Below are 14,272 nucleotides of genomic sequence, written 5' to 3' on the forward strand. Positions count from 1 at the left end.
CCGCACTGGCTGCATTGCCGGAGACGATCTCGACGCCGTCGTCTCTGAGCCTCGCCAGCGTCTTGTCGGCGTCCTCGATGACCAGGAACGGTAGCGATGCCTGTTTCAGCGCGGCGCCGACCAGGCTGCCGACGCGGCCGTAGCCGATCAGGATGGTGTGGCCCGAAAGCGTCGTGCGCGGCGGCGGGCCATTCTCTTTTGCCGCGGCGGCCACCGAGGCCACTTGTCCGGGCTGCGTCGCCGGGCCGACCGGCTTGGCCTCTTCCGGTGGTGCTGCCTTGGCGGCGCGCGCGTCCAGCCATGGCTTCATCCAGTCGAGGGCGAGGAACATCAGCGGATTGACCAGGATCGACAGGATGGCGCCTGCCAGGATCAGGTCGCGTCCCTGTTGCGGCAACAGCTTCAGCCCGACGCCGAGCTCCGCCAGGATGAAGGAAAACTCGCCGATCTGCGCGAGGCTGGCCGAGATCATCAAGGCGGTTCCCAGCGGATAGCGGAAGGCGATGACGATAACGAAGGCGGCCAGCGACTTGCCGATGACGATGATGGCCAGCGTCGCCAGGATCGGCCAGCCATTGCTCATCAGGCTGAACGGATCGAACAGCATGCCGACCGAGACGAAGAACAGCACCGAGAAGGCGTCGCGCAGCGGCAGCGATTCCTCCGCCGCGCGGTGGCTGAGCTCGGATTCGCTCATGATCATGCCGGCGAAGAAGGCACCGAGCGCCAGCGAGACGCCGAACAGTTTGGCGGCGCCGAAGGCGACGCCGAGCGCGATCGCCAGCACCGCCAGCCGGAACAGTTCGCGCGAGCCGGTATGGGCGACGTAATGCAGGATCCACGGAATGACGCGGCGGCCAACCACCAGCATGACGATGACGAAGGCGGCGACCTTGGCCAGCGTGAGGCCGACGACGCCCCAGATGCCGTAGCTGGCCGGCAGCGACAAAAGGCTCGCATGGTCATCGACCTGCGGCTGGCCGCCGAGCACGCCGGCCAACGCCGGCAAAAGCACCAGCGCCAGCACCATGGCGAGGTCCTCGACGATCAGCCAGCCGACGGCGATGCGGCCGCGCTCGGTCTCGATCAGCCGTCGCTCCTGCAACGCGCGCAACAGCACCACTGTGGACGCGACGGAAAGCGCCAGGCCGAAGACGAGGCCTGCGCCCATCGACCAGCCGAGCATCCATGCGAGGCCGGCGCCGAGCGCGGTGGCAAAGCCGATCTGGACGATGGCGCCGGGTACGGCGATGGCGCGGACGGAGAGAAGGTCCTTCAGCGAGAAATGCAGGCCGACGCCGAACATGAGCAGGATGACGCCGATTTCGGCCAACTCATTGGCAAGACCGGCATCGGCGACGAAACCCGGCGTGTTCGGTCCGACCAGTACGCCGGCGACGAGGTAGCCGACCAGCGGCGGGATGCGAAAACGGTTGGCGAGCGCCCCGAAGATGAATGCCAGCCCCAGACCGGCGACGATGGTGGCGATAAGGGGCGTGTCATGCGGCATTGTCGATGGAGCGCCTTTCGGGAAATGTCGGGTGTGCGCCGCCCGAAGCCGCCGCCTTTTTCAATATGGTGGAGGGGGTGCGGGCGACGCAACCCGCAAGACGTAAATTGGTGGCCAGAGGCACCGAAAACGAAAGGCGCGCGCAGCAAAACCGCTGCGCGCGCCAATACCGAATGATCGATGCGTCACGCCGCCTGCAGCATGGCCTCGATATCGATCAGCGGGCGGTTGGTCAGGGTCTTTGGGATCTCCGCCTGCACCTTGTCCGTGACTTCCTTGTGCAGTTTCTTGCGCATGGTGCCGAGCACCAGCGGTGGCGCGACCAGCACGATGTCGTCGAAGATGCCGTGATGGGCGAGCTTGTAGAGCCGGTCCGCGATCTCTTCGGCAAAGCGTTCCTTGCCCTGCCGGTGCCAGTCGGTTTCCTCAACTGCGCTGCGATGTACGGAGGGGCCGTCATTGTAGCGGCCGGGACTGTCGCTGCCTTGTTCGCGCGTTGCCGGATTGTCCTGGTTCATCTCCTGGAAGAGCTGCAGGTGCGGATAGAGATTGTCGCCCTCGTTCTTCAGGAACAGCGCTTTCTCGCCATCGGCCACCATGACCAGAAGGCCATGTTTCAGGTTGATCTTGCTCATTTGCGGGCTCCTGTTTGAAGGTTCAAATCCAGCCGACGATTGTCTGTTACGGCAGGGGCAGAACGCGTGGCGAAGCGGGAACGTTCCACTTCGTTCGCCGAGATCGCACGCAGCCATATCGAGCCCGATCTATCGTCCATCGGAGCAATGTCCGAGGTGACGGCTTTAATCTACTAAATTGGTAGAATTTAGAAAAACAATTTTGCAGCTTGGCCGACTGCCGGATAAAAGAGCCGCAGAACAAGGCCTGCGGCAGCAGCTTGAATCCGCCTGGTATGCGGATGTGGAATATTTTTCTCTTGGCCCTTTGGCTTGCGGAAAAGCGATTGCCTCCCGCAAGGGGATGCGCGAGTGGGTTCCTTCAGCTTTTTCGCGTCCGCGCCTAAAACTGCCGAATTGTTCCGGAATCTGTTCGTCATGCCGCACGCCAATCCCAAGCTCACCGCGTTCCCGGTCTTCATGCGGGTCGAAGGCGAAGCCGTGGCCATCGTCGGCGGCGGAGGCGAAGCATTGGCCAAGGCGCGGCTGCTTGATCAGTCAAGCGCGACACTGCGCATCATCGCGGATGTTGCCGACGCCGAATTGCTGAGCTTCATCGCCACGACCGGCGCCATCCGTATCGACGCCCCCTACGACGCCGCGCATCTCGAAGGCGCGATCCTGGTGTTTGCCGCCAGCGGCGACGAGACGCTCGACCGCCGCGTCGCCGACGATGCGCGCCGCCTTGGCATTCCGGTCAATGCCGTCGACCGGCCGGAGCTGTGCGATTTCTTCACCCCGGCGCTGGTCAACCGCGCCCCGGTCGCCATCGCCATCGGCACGGAAGGCGCCGGTCCGGTGCTGGCGCAGATGCTGCGCAGCCGCATCGACCGCATGCTGTCGCCGTCGCTCGGGCCGCTGGCAGCGCTTGCCGCCTCGTTCCGGGGTGCCGCCGAAAAGCTGCTGCCGAAAGGCAACGCCCGCCGCCAGTTCTGGAGCAGTTTTTTCCAGGGTGCACCGGCGCGCGCCGTCGAAGCCGGCGAGCTTTCGCAGGCGCATGACGCCGCCGCCGATCTGTTGCTGTCGAAGGCTCCGGCTTCGGGCCATATCGCCCTGGTCGGCGCCGGGCCAGGTGCTGAGGATCTTCTGACGCTGCGCGCGCATCGGCTTTTGATGGAAGCCGACGTCATCGTCTATGACGCGCTGGTGCCGGAGGCGATCGTCGCCATGGGCCGCCGCGACGCCGAGCGGCTGCCGGTCGGAAAACGCAAGGGATGCCACACCAAGAGCCAGGCCGAGATCAATGCGCTGCTGGTCGAGCTTGGCAGGCAGGGCAAGCGCGTCGTGCGGCTGAAGTCGGGCGACCCGCTGGTGTTCGGCCGCGCCGGCGAGGAGATGGCCGCACTGCGCGATGCCGGCATCGCCTATGATGTTGTCCCCGGCGTCACCGCCGCCTTTGCCGCCGCCGCCGACTTCGAGCTGCCGCTGACGCTGCGCGGCGTCTCCTCGTCGATGGTGTTCACCACCGGCCATGATCTGAAGGGCAATTCGCTGCCGGACTGGGCCAAGCTTGCCATTTCCGGCGCCACCGTTGCCGTCTATATGGGCCGCTCGGTCGCCGCCGAAGTCGCCGGACGGCTGATCGAGGCCGGCCTGTCGCCGGACACGGCGGTTGCCGTGGTCGAGAATGCCAGCTTGCAGAACCGCCGCCGTTTCCACGGCACGCTGGCCGATTTGCCGTCGCTGGAAGAGCGCGCCGACCTGGCCGGTCCTGTGATGACCATCATCGGCGACGCGGTTGCCGGCGCCAACTTTGAACGTTCCGAGCCGCTTGCGGCACATAACTATGAGGGCGCCGCCAACGCGGCCGACGCAGAGGTCGAGCCATGAAGATACTGACCGCAAACCGCCTCTCCGACGGCATCGTCGTCTGGTACGCCGATGGCGGTTGGGCCGAGACGGTCGACCATGCCGACCTTGCCCATGACCAAGCGGCAGAGGACAGGCTGGAAGCAATCGGCGCCGAGGCCAACGCCAACAATCAGGTTGTCGACGTCAATCTGATCGACGCTGAAGTCGTCAATGGCGTCGTCGTGCCGGTGCGGCTGCGCGAAAAGATCCGCGCCGCCGGCCCGACCATCCGGGAAGATCTGGGCAAGCAGGCTGCGCGGGCAGCTTAACAAAATACGGGCGGACGCGCCCTGAAAGACGAAACATGTACCGCTACGATGAGTTCGACCACGATTTTGTCCAGGCCCGCGTCGCCGAGTTCAGCGACCAGGTCGAACGCCGGCTGTCCGGCGAGATCACCGAGGATCAGTTCCGGCCGCTGCGGCTGATGAACGGCGTCTACCTGCAGCTGCACGCCTACATGCTGCGCATCGCGGTGCCCTATGGCACGCTGAACAGCGCGCAACTGCGCATGCTCGGCCACATCGCGCGCAAATACGACAAGGGCTACGGCCACTTCACCACGCGCCAGAACATCCAGTTCAACTGGCCGGCGCTGTCCGACATTCCGGCGATCCTGGCCGATCTCGCCAGCGTCGAGATGCATGCCATCCAGACCAGCGGCAATTGCATCCGCAACGTCACCGCCGATCACTTTGCCGGCGCCGCCGCCGACGAGGTCGCCGATCCGCGCCCCTATGCCGAGATCCTGCGGCAATGGTCGTCTGTGCATCCGGAATTCTCGTTCCTGCCGCGCAAGTTCAAGATCGCGGTGACCGGGGCCGAGCGCGACCGCGCCGCCATCCAGACGCATGATATCGGTCTGCATCTGAAGAAGAACGCCGCCGGCGAGCTCGGCTTTGCCGTCTATGTCGGTGGCGGCCAGGGCCGCACGCCGATGGTGGCGCGCAAGATCCGCGACTTCCTGCCGGAAGCCGACCTGCTGTCCTACTGCACGGCGATCCTGCGCGTGTACAACCTCTATGGCCGCCGCGACAACAAGTACAAGGCGCGCATCAAGATCCTCGTCCACGAGACCGGCGTCGGGGAAATCACCCGGCAGGTCGAGGCCGAATGGCAGGAGCTGAAGGACGCCGAGCTGAAGCTGCCGGAAGCCGACATCCGTGCCATCGACGCCTATTTCGCGCCGCCGGCACTGACCGCCCGGCCGGAAGGCGACGCGGCGATTAAGCTGGCGCGGCTCGATTCCAAAAGCTTCTCGGATTGGCTCGACCAGAATGTCGTGACCCATCGCCATCCCGACTATGCCGCGGTGACGATTTCGCTGAAAGGCATCGGCGAGGTGCCGGGCGATGCCACCGACAGCCAGATGGAAGCGGTCGCCGACATCGCCGAGAAATACGCTTTCGACGAATTGCGCGTCAGCCATGAGCAGAACCTGATCCTGCCGCATGTGGCGCGCGCCGATTTGAAAGCGGTCTACGACGCTTTGGTCGACATTGGCCTCGCGACGGCCAATTCCAACCTGATCAGCGATATTATCGCGTGCCCTGGCCTCGACTATTGCGCGCTGGCGACGGCGCGCTCGATCCCGATCGCGCAGGAGATTTCGCTTCGCTTCGCCTCGCTCGAGCGTCAGCGCGAGATCGGCGAATTGAAGCTCAAGATTTCCGGCTGCATCAATGCCTGCGGCCATCACCATGTCGGCCATATCGGTATCCTCGGCGTCGAGAAGAAAGGCTCCGAACTGTACCAGGTGACGCTTGGCGGATCGGCCGACGAGAACACCTCGGTTGGCGAAATCATCGGCCGCGGCTTCTCTTCGGAAGAGATCACGGACGCCATCGAGCAGATCGTCGACACCTATCTCGGCCTTCGGCTCGGTCCCAGTGAACGTTTTATCGACGCCTACCGCCGTGTCGGTCCCGCGCCGTTCAAGGAGGCGCTCTATGCTGGCGAAACCAAGGCCGCTTGACCGCATCGTCGACGTCGACGACAGCATCGCCGCCAAAGCGGCGGGCTTCGACGCGCTGTATGGACATCTGAGCCCGCTCGACATCATCGAACGCGCGGCGAGCGAATTGTTTCATGACGAGATCGCCGCCGTGTCGTCCTTCGGCGCGGATTCCGCCGTCCTGCTGCATATGATCGCCAAGGTCGACCGCACGCTGCCGGTCATCTTCCTGGACACCGGCAAGCATTTCGAAGAGACGCTGGGCTATCGCGATGCGCTGGTCGCCGATTTCGGGCTGACCAACATCAGGGTGATCAAGCCCGAAGACGCGGCGCTCGAGCGGGTCGATCCGACCGGCAATCTGCACCAGAGCAATACCGATGCCTGCTGCGACGTGCGCAAGGTCGAGCCGCTGGCGCGCGGCGTCGCCCCCTTCCGCGCCTGGCTGACCGGCCGGAAGCGCTTCCAGGCGGCGACGCGAGCCGCGCTGCCGGTGTTCGAGGCGGTCGGCCCGCGCGTACGCATCAATCCGCTGGCGCACTGGACGACATCCGACCAGGCCGACTATATGCGCGCGCATGCGCTGCGCGAAAATCCGCTGGTTGCGTACGGCTATCTGTCGATCGGCTGCTTCCCATGCACGCAGCCGGTGCAGCCGGGCGAAGATGCGCGAAGCGGACGCTGGGCCGGTCATGCCAAGACCGAGTGCGGCATCCATCTGTCGGGACTGGAAGTGTCGCTGACCGACGCATCCCTTTAGCTATGGTGATATTCAGGTGAGGCTGGCCTGCAACGGCGGCTTCCGCCCGGAGGCCGCCGGTTTCGTGTGGACCGGCTTTCGCGGACTTCGATTTTGGGGCTTTAGGAATTTTCGATGATTGAACCGACGACAGCGGAGACCCGCCTCTGGACCCGGACGGGTTTTCGCGAGGACGAGTGGACACATGCCGAAAGTGCGGATGCACTGGCGGGCAATGGCCGCTTCATCCTGCCGTTGCAGGCATTTCTCGGCCTCGATGCCGAGGTGCGGCGCTCGGCCAAGGAGCGGCTTGGCGTCGCGTTGCTGCCGGGCGACCAGCTGGAAAAGATCGCCGACCTGCTCGACCAATTGTCGCTGGTGGCGCTGGCCTTTCCGGCCTTCAGCGACGGCCGCTCGTTTTCCAAGGGCGAATTGTTGCGCAGCCGCTACGATTTCGAGGGCGCGGTCCGCGCCACGGGCCAGGTGCTCGTCGACCAGCTGCCGCATATGCTGCGCCTCGGCTTCGACGAGTTCGAGATATCCAACCCGGTTCTGCTGAAGCGCCTCGAAGAAGGCCGCACAGGCGGGCTGGGCCTTTACTATCAGCCGACCGAAGCGTCGGAGCCGAAGGGGCCGAAATACTCCTGGCGGCGCGTTCGCAACAGCTGACGCAGCGGTAATTTCGCCTGTCTTTACAAAAACTGTGATCTCTTGGCTGTCCGGACGGAAGTATCCGCCAGGGAGGAAGCCGCGCTGATCGGCGGCAACACCAATGCAGCGACCATCATGATCGCCGAAAAGGCGGCTGACGTGATCAGGGCTGCAAGGTCATGATGCGCGAGGAGCGCAAGGCCACCTGAGCAGATCTTCTGGGAGATGCAGCCGCGCCTTTGGTGCGGCGGTTTATTTCTTGTTTTATGCGATCCCGAGGGAAAGCGCAGCGCGCTTTTCCCGGGAAAACCGCTTCACTTTGCTGGAATGCTTTCAGGCCAAGGCCCGCGCTTCGCGAAACGAGATCAGCTTGCGGCGATTCTCGTCCCATAGCGCCAGCTTGACGCAGCGCAGGCTGTCGAGAAGCGTGACGCGGCCGATGCCGCGCAATTCCGGATAGTCGCGCAGCACTTCCTGCAGCCGGTACCCCGGCACCTTGGCCGAGAGATGGTGCACGTGATGGACGCCGATATTGCCGGTGAACCAGTTCAGCACCGGGGGCAAATCGTAATAGGATGATCCGTGCAGGGCGGCACGCTGGAATTCCCACTCTTCGTCCTTCGCCCATTCCGTCTCCTCGAACTGGTGCTGGACGTAGAACAGCCAGATTCCGGCCGATCCGGCCAGGATCACGATCGGCAAATGGACGATCAGGAAAGCGCCGGGGCCGACCAGCCAGATAAGCAGCGCTGCCGCGACCGCGATGCCGAGATTGGTGGTCATCGACGACACCCAGGGCGTCAGGCCGCCGCGCATCATGCCGACGGGCAGCCTCTGCTCGAAGATGAACAGCCAGATCGGCCCGAGGCCGAACATCACCAGGGGATGGCGGTAGAGACGATAGGCAAGGCGTCCCCGCCAAGACAGCTGCCGGTATTCAGCAACCGTCAACGTCCTGATATCGCCCATGCCGCGCTCGTCAAGATTGCCGGCGCTGGCGTGATGGGTGGCGTGCGCGCGCCGCCAGCAATCGTAAGGGGTCAGCGTCAGTACGCCGAGCGCGCGGCCGATCCAGTCGTCGGCAGTGCGGTTGGCGAAGAAGGAGCCGTGGCCGCAATCGTGCTGGATCATGAAGATCCGCACCAGAAAACCGGCGGCGGGAAGGATCAGGATCAAGCCCCACCAGTGGCCATAGGAATAGGCTGCCGAAGACAGCGCCCACAGCGTAACGAAAGGAATAAGGGTGATGGCGAGTTCAAGAGTGCTGCGTCGCCGGTCGGGCTTCTTGTAGCGCGCCAGGATCTTCAACCAGGCGCGCTTGCTGTTGGCGGCCGTCTCGGGGGAAATCATGTTCATCAGGAAGCATAGGCGGGGCGTCCCGCTGCCGCAAGGAAAAGCTCACGCAAAATTACTGCGCGTAATTGTCGCGCGATAGCATCGCTATTGACGGCGTTGGCCGCCGGCCATGCTGGCTTCTATGCCGTCCAGGCGGTCGAGCAGGTCCCGGAAACGGGCGGGAATGTCGGCCTCGGTGCGGAAGGCCGGCAAGGTGCGCAAGAAGCGCGTCGTCGCCTCGGTGCCGAACTGGCGCCTGATGTCGGCGGCGAGCTCTTCGCTTCTGTTGCCAGTATTGCGGTCCATTGTCTCAAATCCTGTGTCGGTTTCAAAACTCCTCCAAGCTTTGAATGGTTCCCCATAGCGGGGTATTGGCAAGCAAAGGCTGCCGTTACGGTAAAGTTTGAATTAATTTTGAACGTCCTTGCGCCCCGCACCAAGTCCGACGGGCAGCCCGCAACATTGCCTGCTGTGGGGCGTCCTCCTGGGCTTACCCCTTGATTTTTGGCCGCCAAACCTCGATATCGGGCGCAAATCCAAACCATTCGAATGACGGGAAATGGCGATGAGCGACCAGACAAAAGACGAACGCGCGCCCGAGGATATCGAAACGGTCGAGGCCGAGCGCACGCAAGGCGGCATCGACGGCGACTATGAAGCGCTGGTGCGGCTGCTGAAGGAAAACGAGGAGCTGAAGGACCGCGCGCTTCGCGTCGCAGCCGAGATGGAGAATCTGCGCCGCCGCACCGCCCGCGACGTGCATGATGCGCGCGCCTATGCGGTGGCCAATTTCGCCCGCGACATGCTGTCGGTGTCGGACAATCTGCGCCGCGCACTCGATGCTATCCCCGCCGAGGCGAAAGCGGCCGGAGACGCCGGCTTCAAGGCGCTGATCGACGGCGTCGAGATCACCGAGCGCGCCATGCTGTCGACGCTGGAACGGCATGGGGTGAAGAAGCTTGAGCCGGAAGGCGAGAAGTTCGACCCGAATTTCCACCAGGCGATGTTCGAAGTGCCCAATCCCGATGTGCCGGCCAACACCGTCGTCCAGGTCGTGCAGCCGGGCTATTCGATCGGCGAGCGCGTGCTGCGGCCGGCCATGGTCGGGGTCGCCAAGGGCGGCCCCAAGATCGCGGCCACCGAAGCGCCGGTCGAGCCGGGGCCGGTGAACGAGCAGGCCGAGAAGGATGCGTGAGTAGGGTAGGCAGTAGGGAATAGGGAAGAGGGAGGAGGGAAGAGGGAATAGGCAGGCGTATCAATCGCGCGGCTTCGTGTTATTCATACTTTCCCTAATTCCCAATCCCTACTACCTCATGTCCCTGACACCCATCGACCTCCTCGACTATGCCGGCGTCGCCGTCTTTGCCGCGACCGGGGCGTTGGCGGCTTCGCGCAAGCAGCTCGACATTATCGGCTTCCTGTTTCTGGCCAGCGTCACCGGCATTGGCGGCGGCACGCTTCGCGACGTCATCCTCAACCTGCCCGTCTTTTGGGTCGCCAACTCCGGCTATGTGCTGGTTTGCGCGGCGGTTGCGGTGCTGGTTTTCTTCATCGCTCACCGCGTCGAATCCCGCTGGAAATGGCTGCTCTGGCTCGACGCCATCGGATTGGCGGCCTTTTCCGTAATGGGCGCGGCCAAGGGGCTGGCCATCACCGGCTCGCCGGTCGTCTCCGTTGTTATGGGCGTGTTGACCGCCACATTTGGCGGCATCCTGCGCGATCTGCTGGCCGGCGAGCCATCGGTGCTGCTCAGGCCCGAAATCTACGTCACCGCCGCACTCGCGGGCGCCGGCCTCTACACACTTGGCGATCTCGCCGGCCTGCCGCCGCTCGCCTCGGATGTCGCCGGCTTCGTCGCGGCTTTCCTGGTGCGCGGCGGCGCGCTGAAATTCGGCTGGACCTTTCCGTCCTACAAGAGCCGCCCGGGACGGCGACCGGAGGATATTCCGTAGGGAGAGGGATTAGGGAATAGGGAATAGGGAATAGGGAATAGGGAATAGGGAATAGGGAATAGGGAATAGGGAATAGTCGGTAGTCAGCATTCGCGGCAGCCTTCACTACTGCCTACTGCCTACTGCCTACTGCCTCACGCCGCAAAGCGCTGCGCTTCCCCGCCATAATAGTTGACGTAGCGGGCGCCGATTTCCTTGACCGGCATCACCACGAACACATCGACCGTGGAGAACTCACGGTCGATGACGCAGCCGTCGCCGATGCGGGCGCCGACGCGCAGATAGCCCTTGACCAACGGCGGCATGGCCGCGATCGCCGCCTTGGCGTTGACCGCCTCGATCGGCATCAGATCCATCGAGCAATAGCGGCCGGAGACAGCCCGCACATCCCAGGCGGAGTTGGTCCGGCAGTGATGGGCAAGGTAGGTGAGCGCCTCGGCATGCGCAGCCGGCACCGTGCCAGGGAACGAGGCACAACCGGTCATCACGCCGATCTCATAGTGGTTGATGTAGGCCCAGATGCCTTGCCACAGCGCCTCGATGGTGCGCTTCGAGCGGTATTCCGGCAGCACGCAGGAGCGGCCGAGCTCAAGGAAGCGCTGGCCGGGATGGCGGGCGATCAGCTTGGTCAGTTCGAACTCGCCTTCGGAATAGAAGCCGCCGGCGGTCGCCGCAATCTCTTGCCGCAGCAGGCGGTAAGTGCCGACGATGCGGCGATGCTCGGGGCCGGAGATCGAAGTGTCCAGCACGAGGAGATGGTCGCACAGCGGGTCGAAGCGGTCGGCGTCGCGCCGGTCCTGCGCCTGGAACAGGTCCCCCCTGGCGCCAAGCTCGTCATAAAACACCCGGTAGCGCACTTCCTGCGCGGCGGCGATCTCGGCCTCATTGCGGGCAAGCCGCACTTCGAGATTGCCGATACGGCCCAGCGGTGCGCCTGTTGCGACGGCATCGGCGTTCCGCGCGGCGAGCAAAGCGCCGCCTGCGCTGGGCCGAGTGTCACATTCCGGCATAACTGTATGCACGAGTGATTCTCCTTCGAGCCATCCCTCTTGGCACGGGGATACGGTGTAGGTGCAACAGGATTGTGACAGTACCGTGATACGGCGCGACGGGCAATACTTCGTCGGCTGGCGAAAACCCTCATTCGGCTACCTACGTGACGCGAGGATTGCGCCAGCGTCGCCATGAAGCGCGTCGCGCTGGGACGATTCACGCGACGCGCTTCAAGTCTTTGTTTTGTGCATGTCGTCTTCTCAAAACCGGGGCCATTTTCGAGCGACATGAATTCAGGCGGCCACCTGGCCCTCGACGGCATGGACCAGCGCGTCGGGATCGAGCGGCTTGGTGACAAAGCCGCTGGCGCCATGGGCGAGCACGGTGTGGCGGGTCTTTTCCTGGCTGTCGGCCGAAAGCACCATGATCGGAACCGGCGGCACAGCCATTTCCTCCTCGTGGCGGCGGATGGCGGCGATCGCGTCCAGCCCGTCCATGACCGGCATGTGCAAATCCATCAGCACCACATCGAAGCGATTTTTCAGCCCGGCTTCGGTCACCGCCTCGACCGCGGCCTTGCCATTGCCGACCACTTTCACGCGATGTCCCGCCTTCAAAAGCGTGGCGCGGGCAAGCATGGCGTTGATGTCGTTGTCTTCGGCGATCAGCACCGACAAACCTTGCTGGCGCCCGCCATGGGCACGAAGCGAGGACGCGCCGGTCTTTTCCGGCTTGGGCGGCGGCAAGGCAGGGGCATGACTGGTCAGCAGCACGCGCAGCAGGGTTTCGCCGCGCACCGGCCTCGCCAAGAAGGTGGCGTAGCCGCTGGTGCGGAATTCGCCAAGCATGCCGCGGTCGGTCGGCGCGATCAGCGTGATCGCCTCGCAATCGGCAAAGCCACTCTGGCGCAGGCGCTTGAGCAGTCTGCCGTCGCCGTCCTCCAGGGCCGCGTCGATCAACAGCACATCGCAATGTTCGGCGAAGGGCGTCGCCTGGGAAGCGGTTGCGGCGACGTCGACGGCGCCGCCATGGGCGCGGATGGTGCGGGCGATGGCGTCCGCCTCGACGGCGTTCTTCGACACGATCACGGCGCGCCGGCCGGCGAGGATGTTCTGCCGGTTCTGCGGTGCTTCGGTTGCTCCTGCGGCCGGGATCTCGAAGACGAATTCCGATCCCTCGCCAAGCCGGCTCGACACCGAAATGGCACCGCCCATGGCGGCGACCAGGCGCCTCGATATGGCCAGACCGAGGCCGGCGCCGCCATGGGTGCGGGTCGAGGTGCCGTCGGACTGTTCGAACTCCTCGAAGATGCGCTCCATATCCTCTTCGCGCAGGCCAGGGCCGGTGTCGGCGACGGTGAAGCAGATGCGGTCGCTGGTCTCGGTGCGGGCCCGTGCAACCGAAACCAGCACGCCGCCGGTGTCGGTGAACTTGATCGCATTGCCGATCAGGTTGAGCAGCACCTGCCTGACTCTTCCCGGATCGGCCATGATCATCTGTGGCACGTCGGGCTCGACATGACAGCCGAGGCCGATGTTCTTGGCGAAGGCTTTCGCCGCCATCAGTTCGATGATGTTGTCGGCAATTTCACGCAACGATGTCGGCTGCGGTTCCGGGTCGAAGCGGCCGGCCTCGATCTTGGAATAGTCGAGCAGGTCTTCGATGAGCGCCAAAAGCGCGCTGGCCGAGGTCGAGACGGCGCCGACATAGGTGCGCTGCTCGGGCGACAGATTGGTGTCGGCCAGTAGCTTGGCCATGCCCATGATGCCGTTCATCGGCGTGCGGATCTCATGGCTGACGGTGGCGAGGAAGCGCGACTTGGCCTGGCTGGCATATTCGGCGCGCTCGCGCGCGGTGATCAACGAGGATTCGGCGCGCTTGCGGGCGGTGATGTCACGGGCAATCGCCCGGTGCGAGACGGCGCCGCTATCCTTGTCGCGCACCGACAGTTCGATCCACGAGAACCAGCGCGGACCGTTCGGCGTGCGGATGGAGACGTCGGTGGAACTCAGGCATTCGTGATCCGAAAAGGCGGCGTCGGGAACGATACCGACATCGATGCCGAGGTCGGCCAGAGTCCTGCCGGCAAGGTCGCGCTGATCGGTTCCGACGAGGCCGGCGAAAACCATGTTGGCATAGACGATGTGGCCGTCGCGGTCGCGGTGGACGACGAGATCGCCGAGCGCATCGATCAGCCCGCGAAAACGCTCCTCGCTCTCCTGCATCTCCCACATGCGGTCGGCCAGCGTCTCGATCTCGGCGCGGCTGCGCGCGGCGGTTTCGTCGAGCAAGGCCGTCGCGCGGTGGACGGTGCGGCGGTTGCGCAGGTGCATGGCGACGCCGGCAACGCCTGTCGCCAGCAGGCCGAGGGTGATGAAGATCGGCGCACCGGTGAGGTGGGAGAGGCCCGCCAGCACGACACTGGCGACCACCGTCAGGAACGGCAGGCCCTCGGACGTGGGGCGCGGCAAATCCGGCGCCAGCGGCGGCGCGGCAACATGCTGCCGCTTGGGCGTCGCCGGGTTCGGCCCGTCGATGCTTTCGGCGCGGCTCTTCTCTTTCCTGGCGGACTCCGCGATCATGCGGAACTCCTTGCCAGATAGAGATTATGGA

14 protein-coding genes are annotated in these 14,272 nt (G+C 64.4%); 8 read left to right on the top strand and 6 right to left on the bottom strand.

Annotated features, from left to right (window positions below; genetic code table 11):
• Together ybaL and X733_RS165660 are read right to left on the bottom strand one after the other, a co-directional pair.
• The coding region (gene ybaL, locus X733_RS165665; RefSeq protein ID WP_023817158.1) for a YbaL family putative K(+) efflux transporter at nt 1-1,510 on the bottom strand (1,510 nt) is incomplete at its 3' end.
• Between the two features lie 185 nt (nt 1,511-1,695).
• Nucleotides 1,696-2,145 carry a host attachment family protein gene (locus X733_RS165660; RefSeq protein WP_023704214.1) on the bottom strand — a complete coding sequence of 150 codons (450 nt, stop codon included), beginning with the start codon at nt 2,143-2,145 and terminating at the stop codon, nt 1,696-1,698.
• A gap of 417 nt (nt 2,146-2,562) precedes the next feature.
• Between X733_RS165660 and cysG the strand changes: the two genes are divergently transcribed.
• The 6 genes from cysG to X733_RS1000000171235 all read left to right on the top strand — a co-directional run bounded on the left by cysG (nt 2,563) and on the right by X733_RS1000000171235 (nt 7,562).
• A complete protein-coding gene (gene cysG, locus X733_RS165655) occupies nt 2,563-4,014 on the top strand; it encodes a siroheme synthase CysG (RefSeq protein WP_023747037.1) in 1,452 nt (483 codons plus the stop codon).
• Entirely contained in the window at nt 4,011-4,304 is a 294-nt protein-coding gene (locus tag X733_RS165650) for a DUF2849 domain-containing protein (RefSeq protein ID WP_023747038.1), read from the top strand. Before cysG ends, X733_RS165650 begins: the two co-directional genes overlap by 4 nt.
• Before the next feature lie 35 nt (nt 4,305-4,339).
• Nucleotides 4,340-6,010, top strand: a complete 1,671-nt coding sequence (locus tag X733_RS165645) for a nitrite/sulfite reductase (protein WP_023747039.1) — start codon at nt 4,340-4,342, stop codon at nt 6,008-6,010.
• Nucleotides 5,985-6,749: a phosphoadenylyl-sulfate reductase gene (locus X733_RS165640; RefSeq protein WP_023700114.1), complete on the top strand. Its 765-nt coding sequence runs from the start codon at nt 5,985-5,987 to the stop codon at nt 6,747-6,749. The genes X733_RS165645 and X733_RS165640 overlap by 26 nt, the downstream gene beginning before the upstream one ends.
• A 114-nt stretch (nt 6,750-6,863) precedes the next feature.
• Nucleotides 6,864-7,397, top strand: a complete 534-nt coding sequence (locus tag X733_RS165635) for a DUF934 domain-containing protein (RefSeq protein WP_023817159.1) — start codon at nt 6,864-6,866, stop codon at nt 7,395-7,397.
• Nucleotides 7,398-7,439: 42 nt separating this feature from the next.
• Nucleotides 7,440-7,562: a hypothetical protein gene (locus tag X733_RS1000000171235; RefSeq protein ID WP_023728539.1), complete on the top strand. Its 123-nt coding sequence runs from the start codon at nt 7,440-7,442 to the stop codon at nt 7,560-7,562.
• 150 nt (nt 7,563-7,712) lie between these two features.
• On the opposite strand, the gene X733_RS165630 is transcribed toward X733_RS1000000171235, so the two are convergent.
• Nucleotides 7,713-8,735 (bottom strand): fatty acid desaturase, encoded by a 1,023-nt coding sequence (locus tag X733_RS165630; RefSeq protein WP_023691976.1) that lies wholly within the window; start codon nt 8,733-8,735, stop codon nt 7,713-7,715.
• An 84-nt stretch (nt 8,736-8,819) separates the two neighbouring features.
• Entirely contained in the window at nt 8,820-9,020 is a 201-nt protein-coding gene (locus X733_RS165625) for a hypothetical protein (RefSeq protein ID WP_023669766.1), read from the bottom strand.
• 259 nt (nt 9,021-9,279) lie between these two features.
• Here X733_RS165625 and grpE point away from each other — a divergent pair, with 259 nt between their 5' ends.
• Together grpE and X733_RS165615 are read left to right on the top strand one after the other, a co-directional pair.
• Nucleotides 9,280-9,909, top strand: a complete 630-nt coding sequence (gene grpE / locus X733_RS165620; protein WP_023817160.1) for a nucleotide exchange factor GrpE — start codon at nt 9,280-9,282, stop codon at nt 9,907-9,909.
• A gap of 124 nt (nt 9,910-10,033) precedes the next feature.
• On the top strand, nt 10,034-10,666 hold the full coding sequence (locus X733_RS165615; protein ID WP_023744087.1) for a trimeric intracellular cation channel family protein: 633 nt from the start codon (nt 10,034-10,036) through the stop codon (nt 10,664-10,666).
• A 134-nt stretch (nt 10,667-10,800) separates the two neighbouring features.
• Here the strand turns inward: X733_RS165615 and X733_RS165610 are convergent, their stop codons facing one another.
• Together X733_RS165610 and X733_RS165605 are read right to left on the bottom strand one after the other, a co-directional pair.
• Nucleotides 10,801-11,688 (bottom strand): GNAT family N-acetyltransferase, encoded by an 888-nt coding sequence (locus X733_RS165610; protein WP_081740561.1) that lies wholly within the window; start codon nt 11,686-11,688, stop codon nt 10,801-10,803.
• Between the two features lie 264 nt (nt 11,689-11,952).
• A complete protein-coding gene (locus X733_RS165605; RefSeq protein ID WP_023817162.1) occupies nt 11,953-14,241 on the bottom strand; it encodes a response regulator in 2,289 nt (762 codons plus the stop codon).
• Nucleotides 14,242-14,272: the final 31 nt, after the last annotated feature.

It is taken from the genome of Mesorhizobium sp. L2C066B000 (assembly GCF_000502335.1).
Lineage (GTDB): Bacteria > Pseudomonadota > Alphaproteobacteria > Rhizobiales > Rhizobiaceae > Mesorhizobium.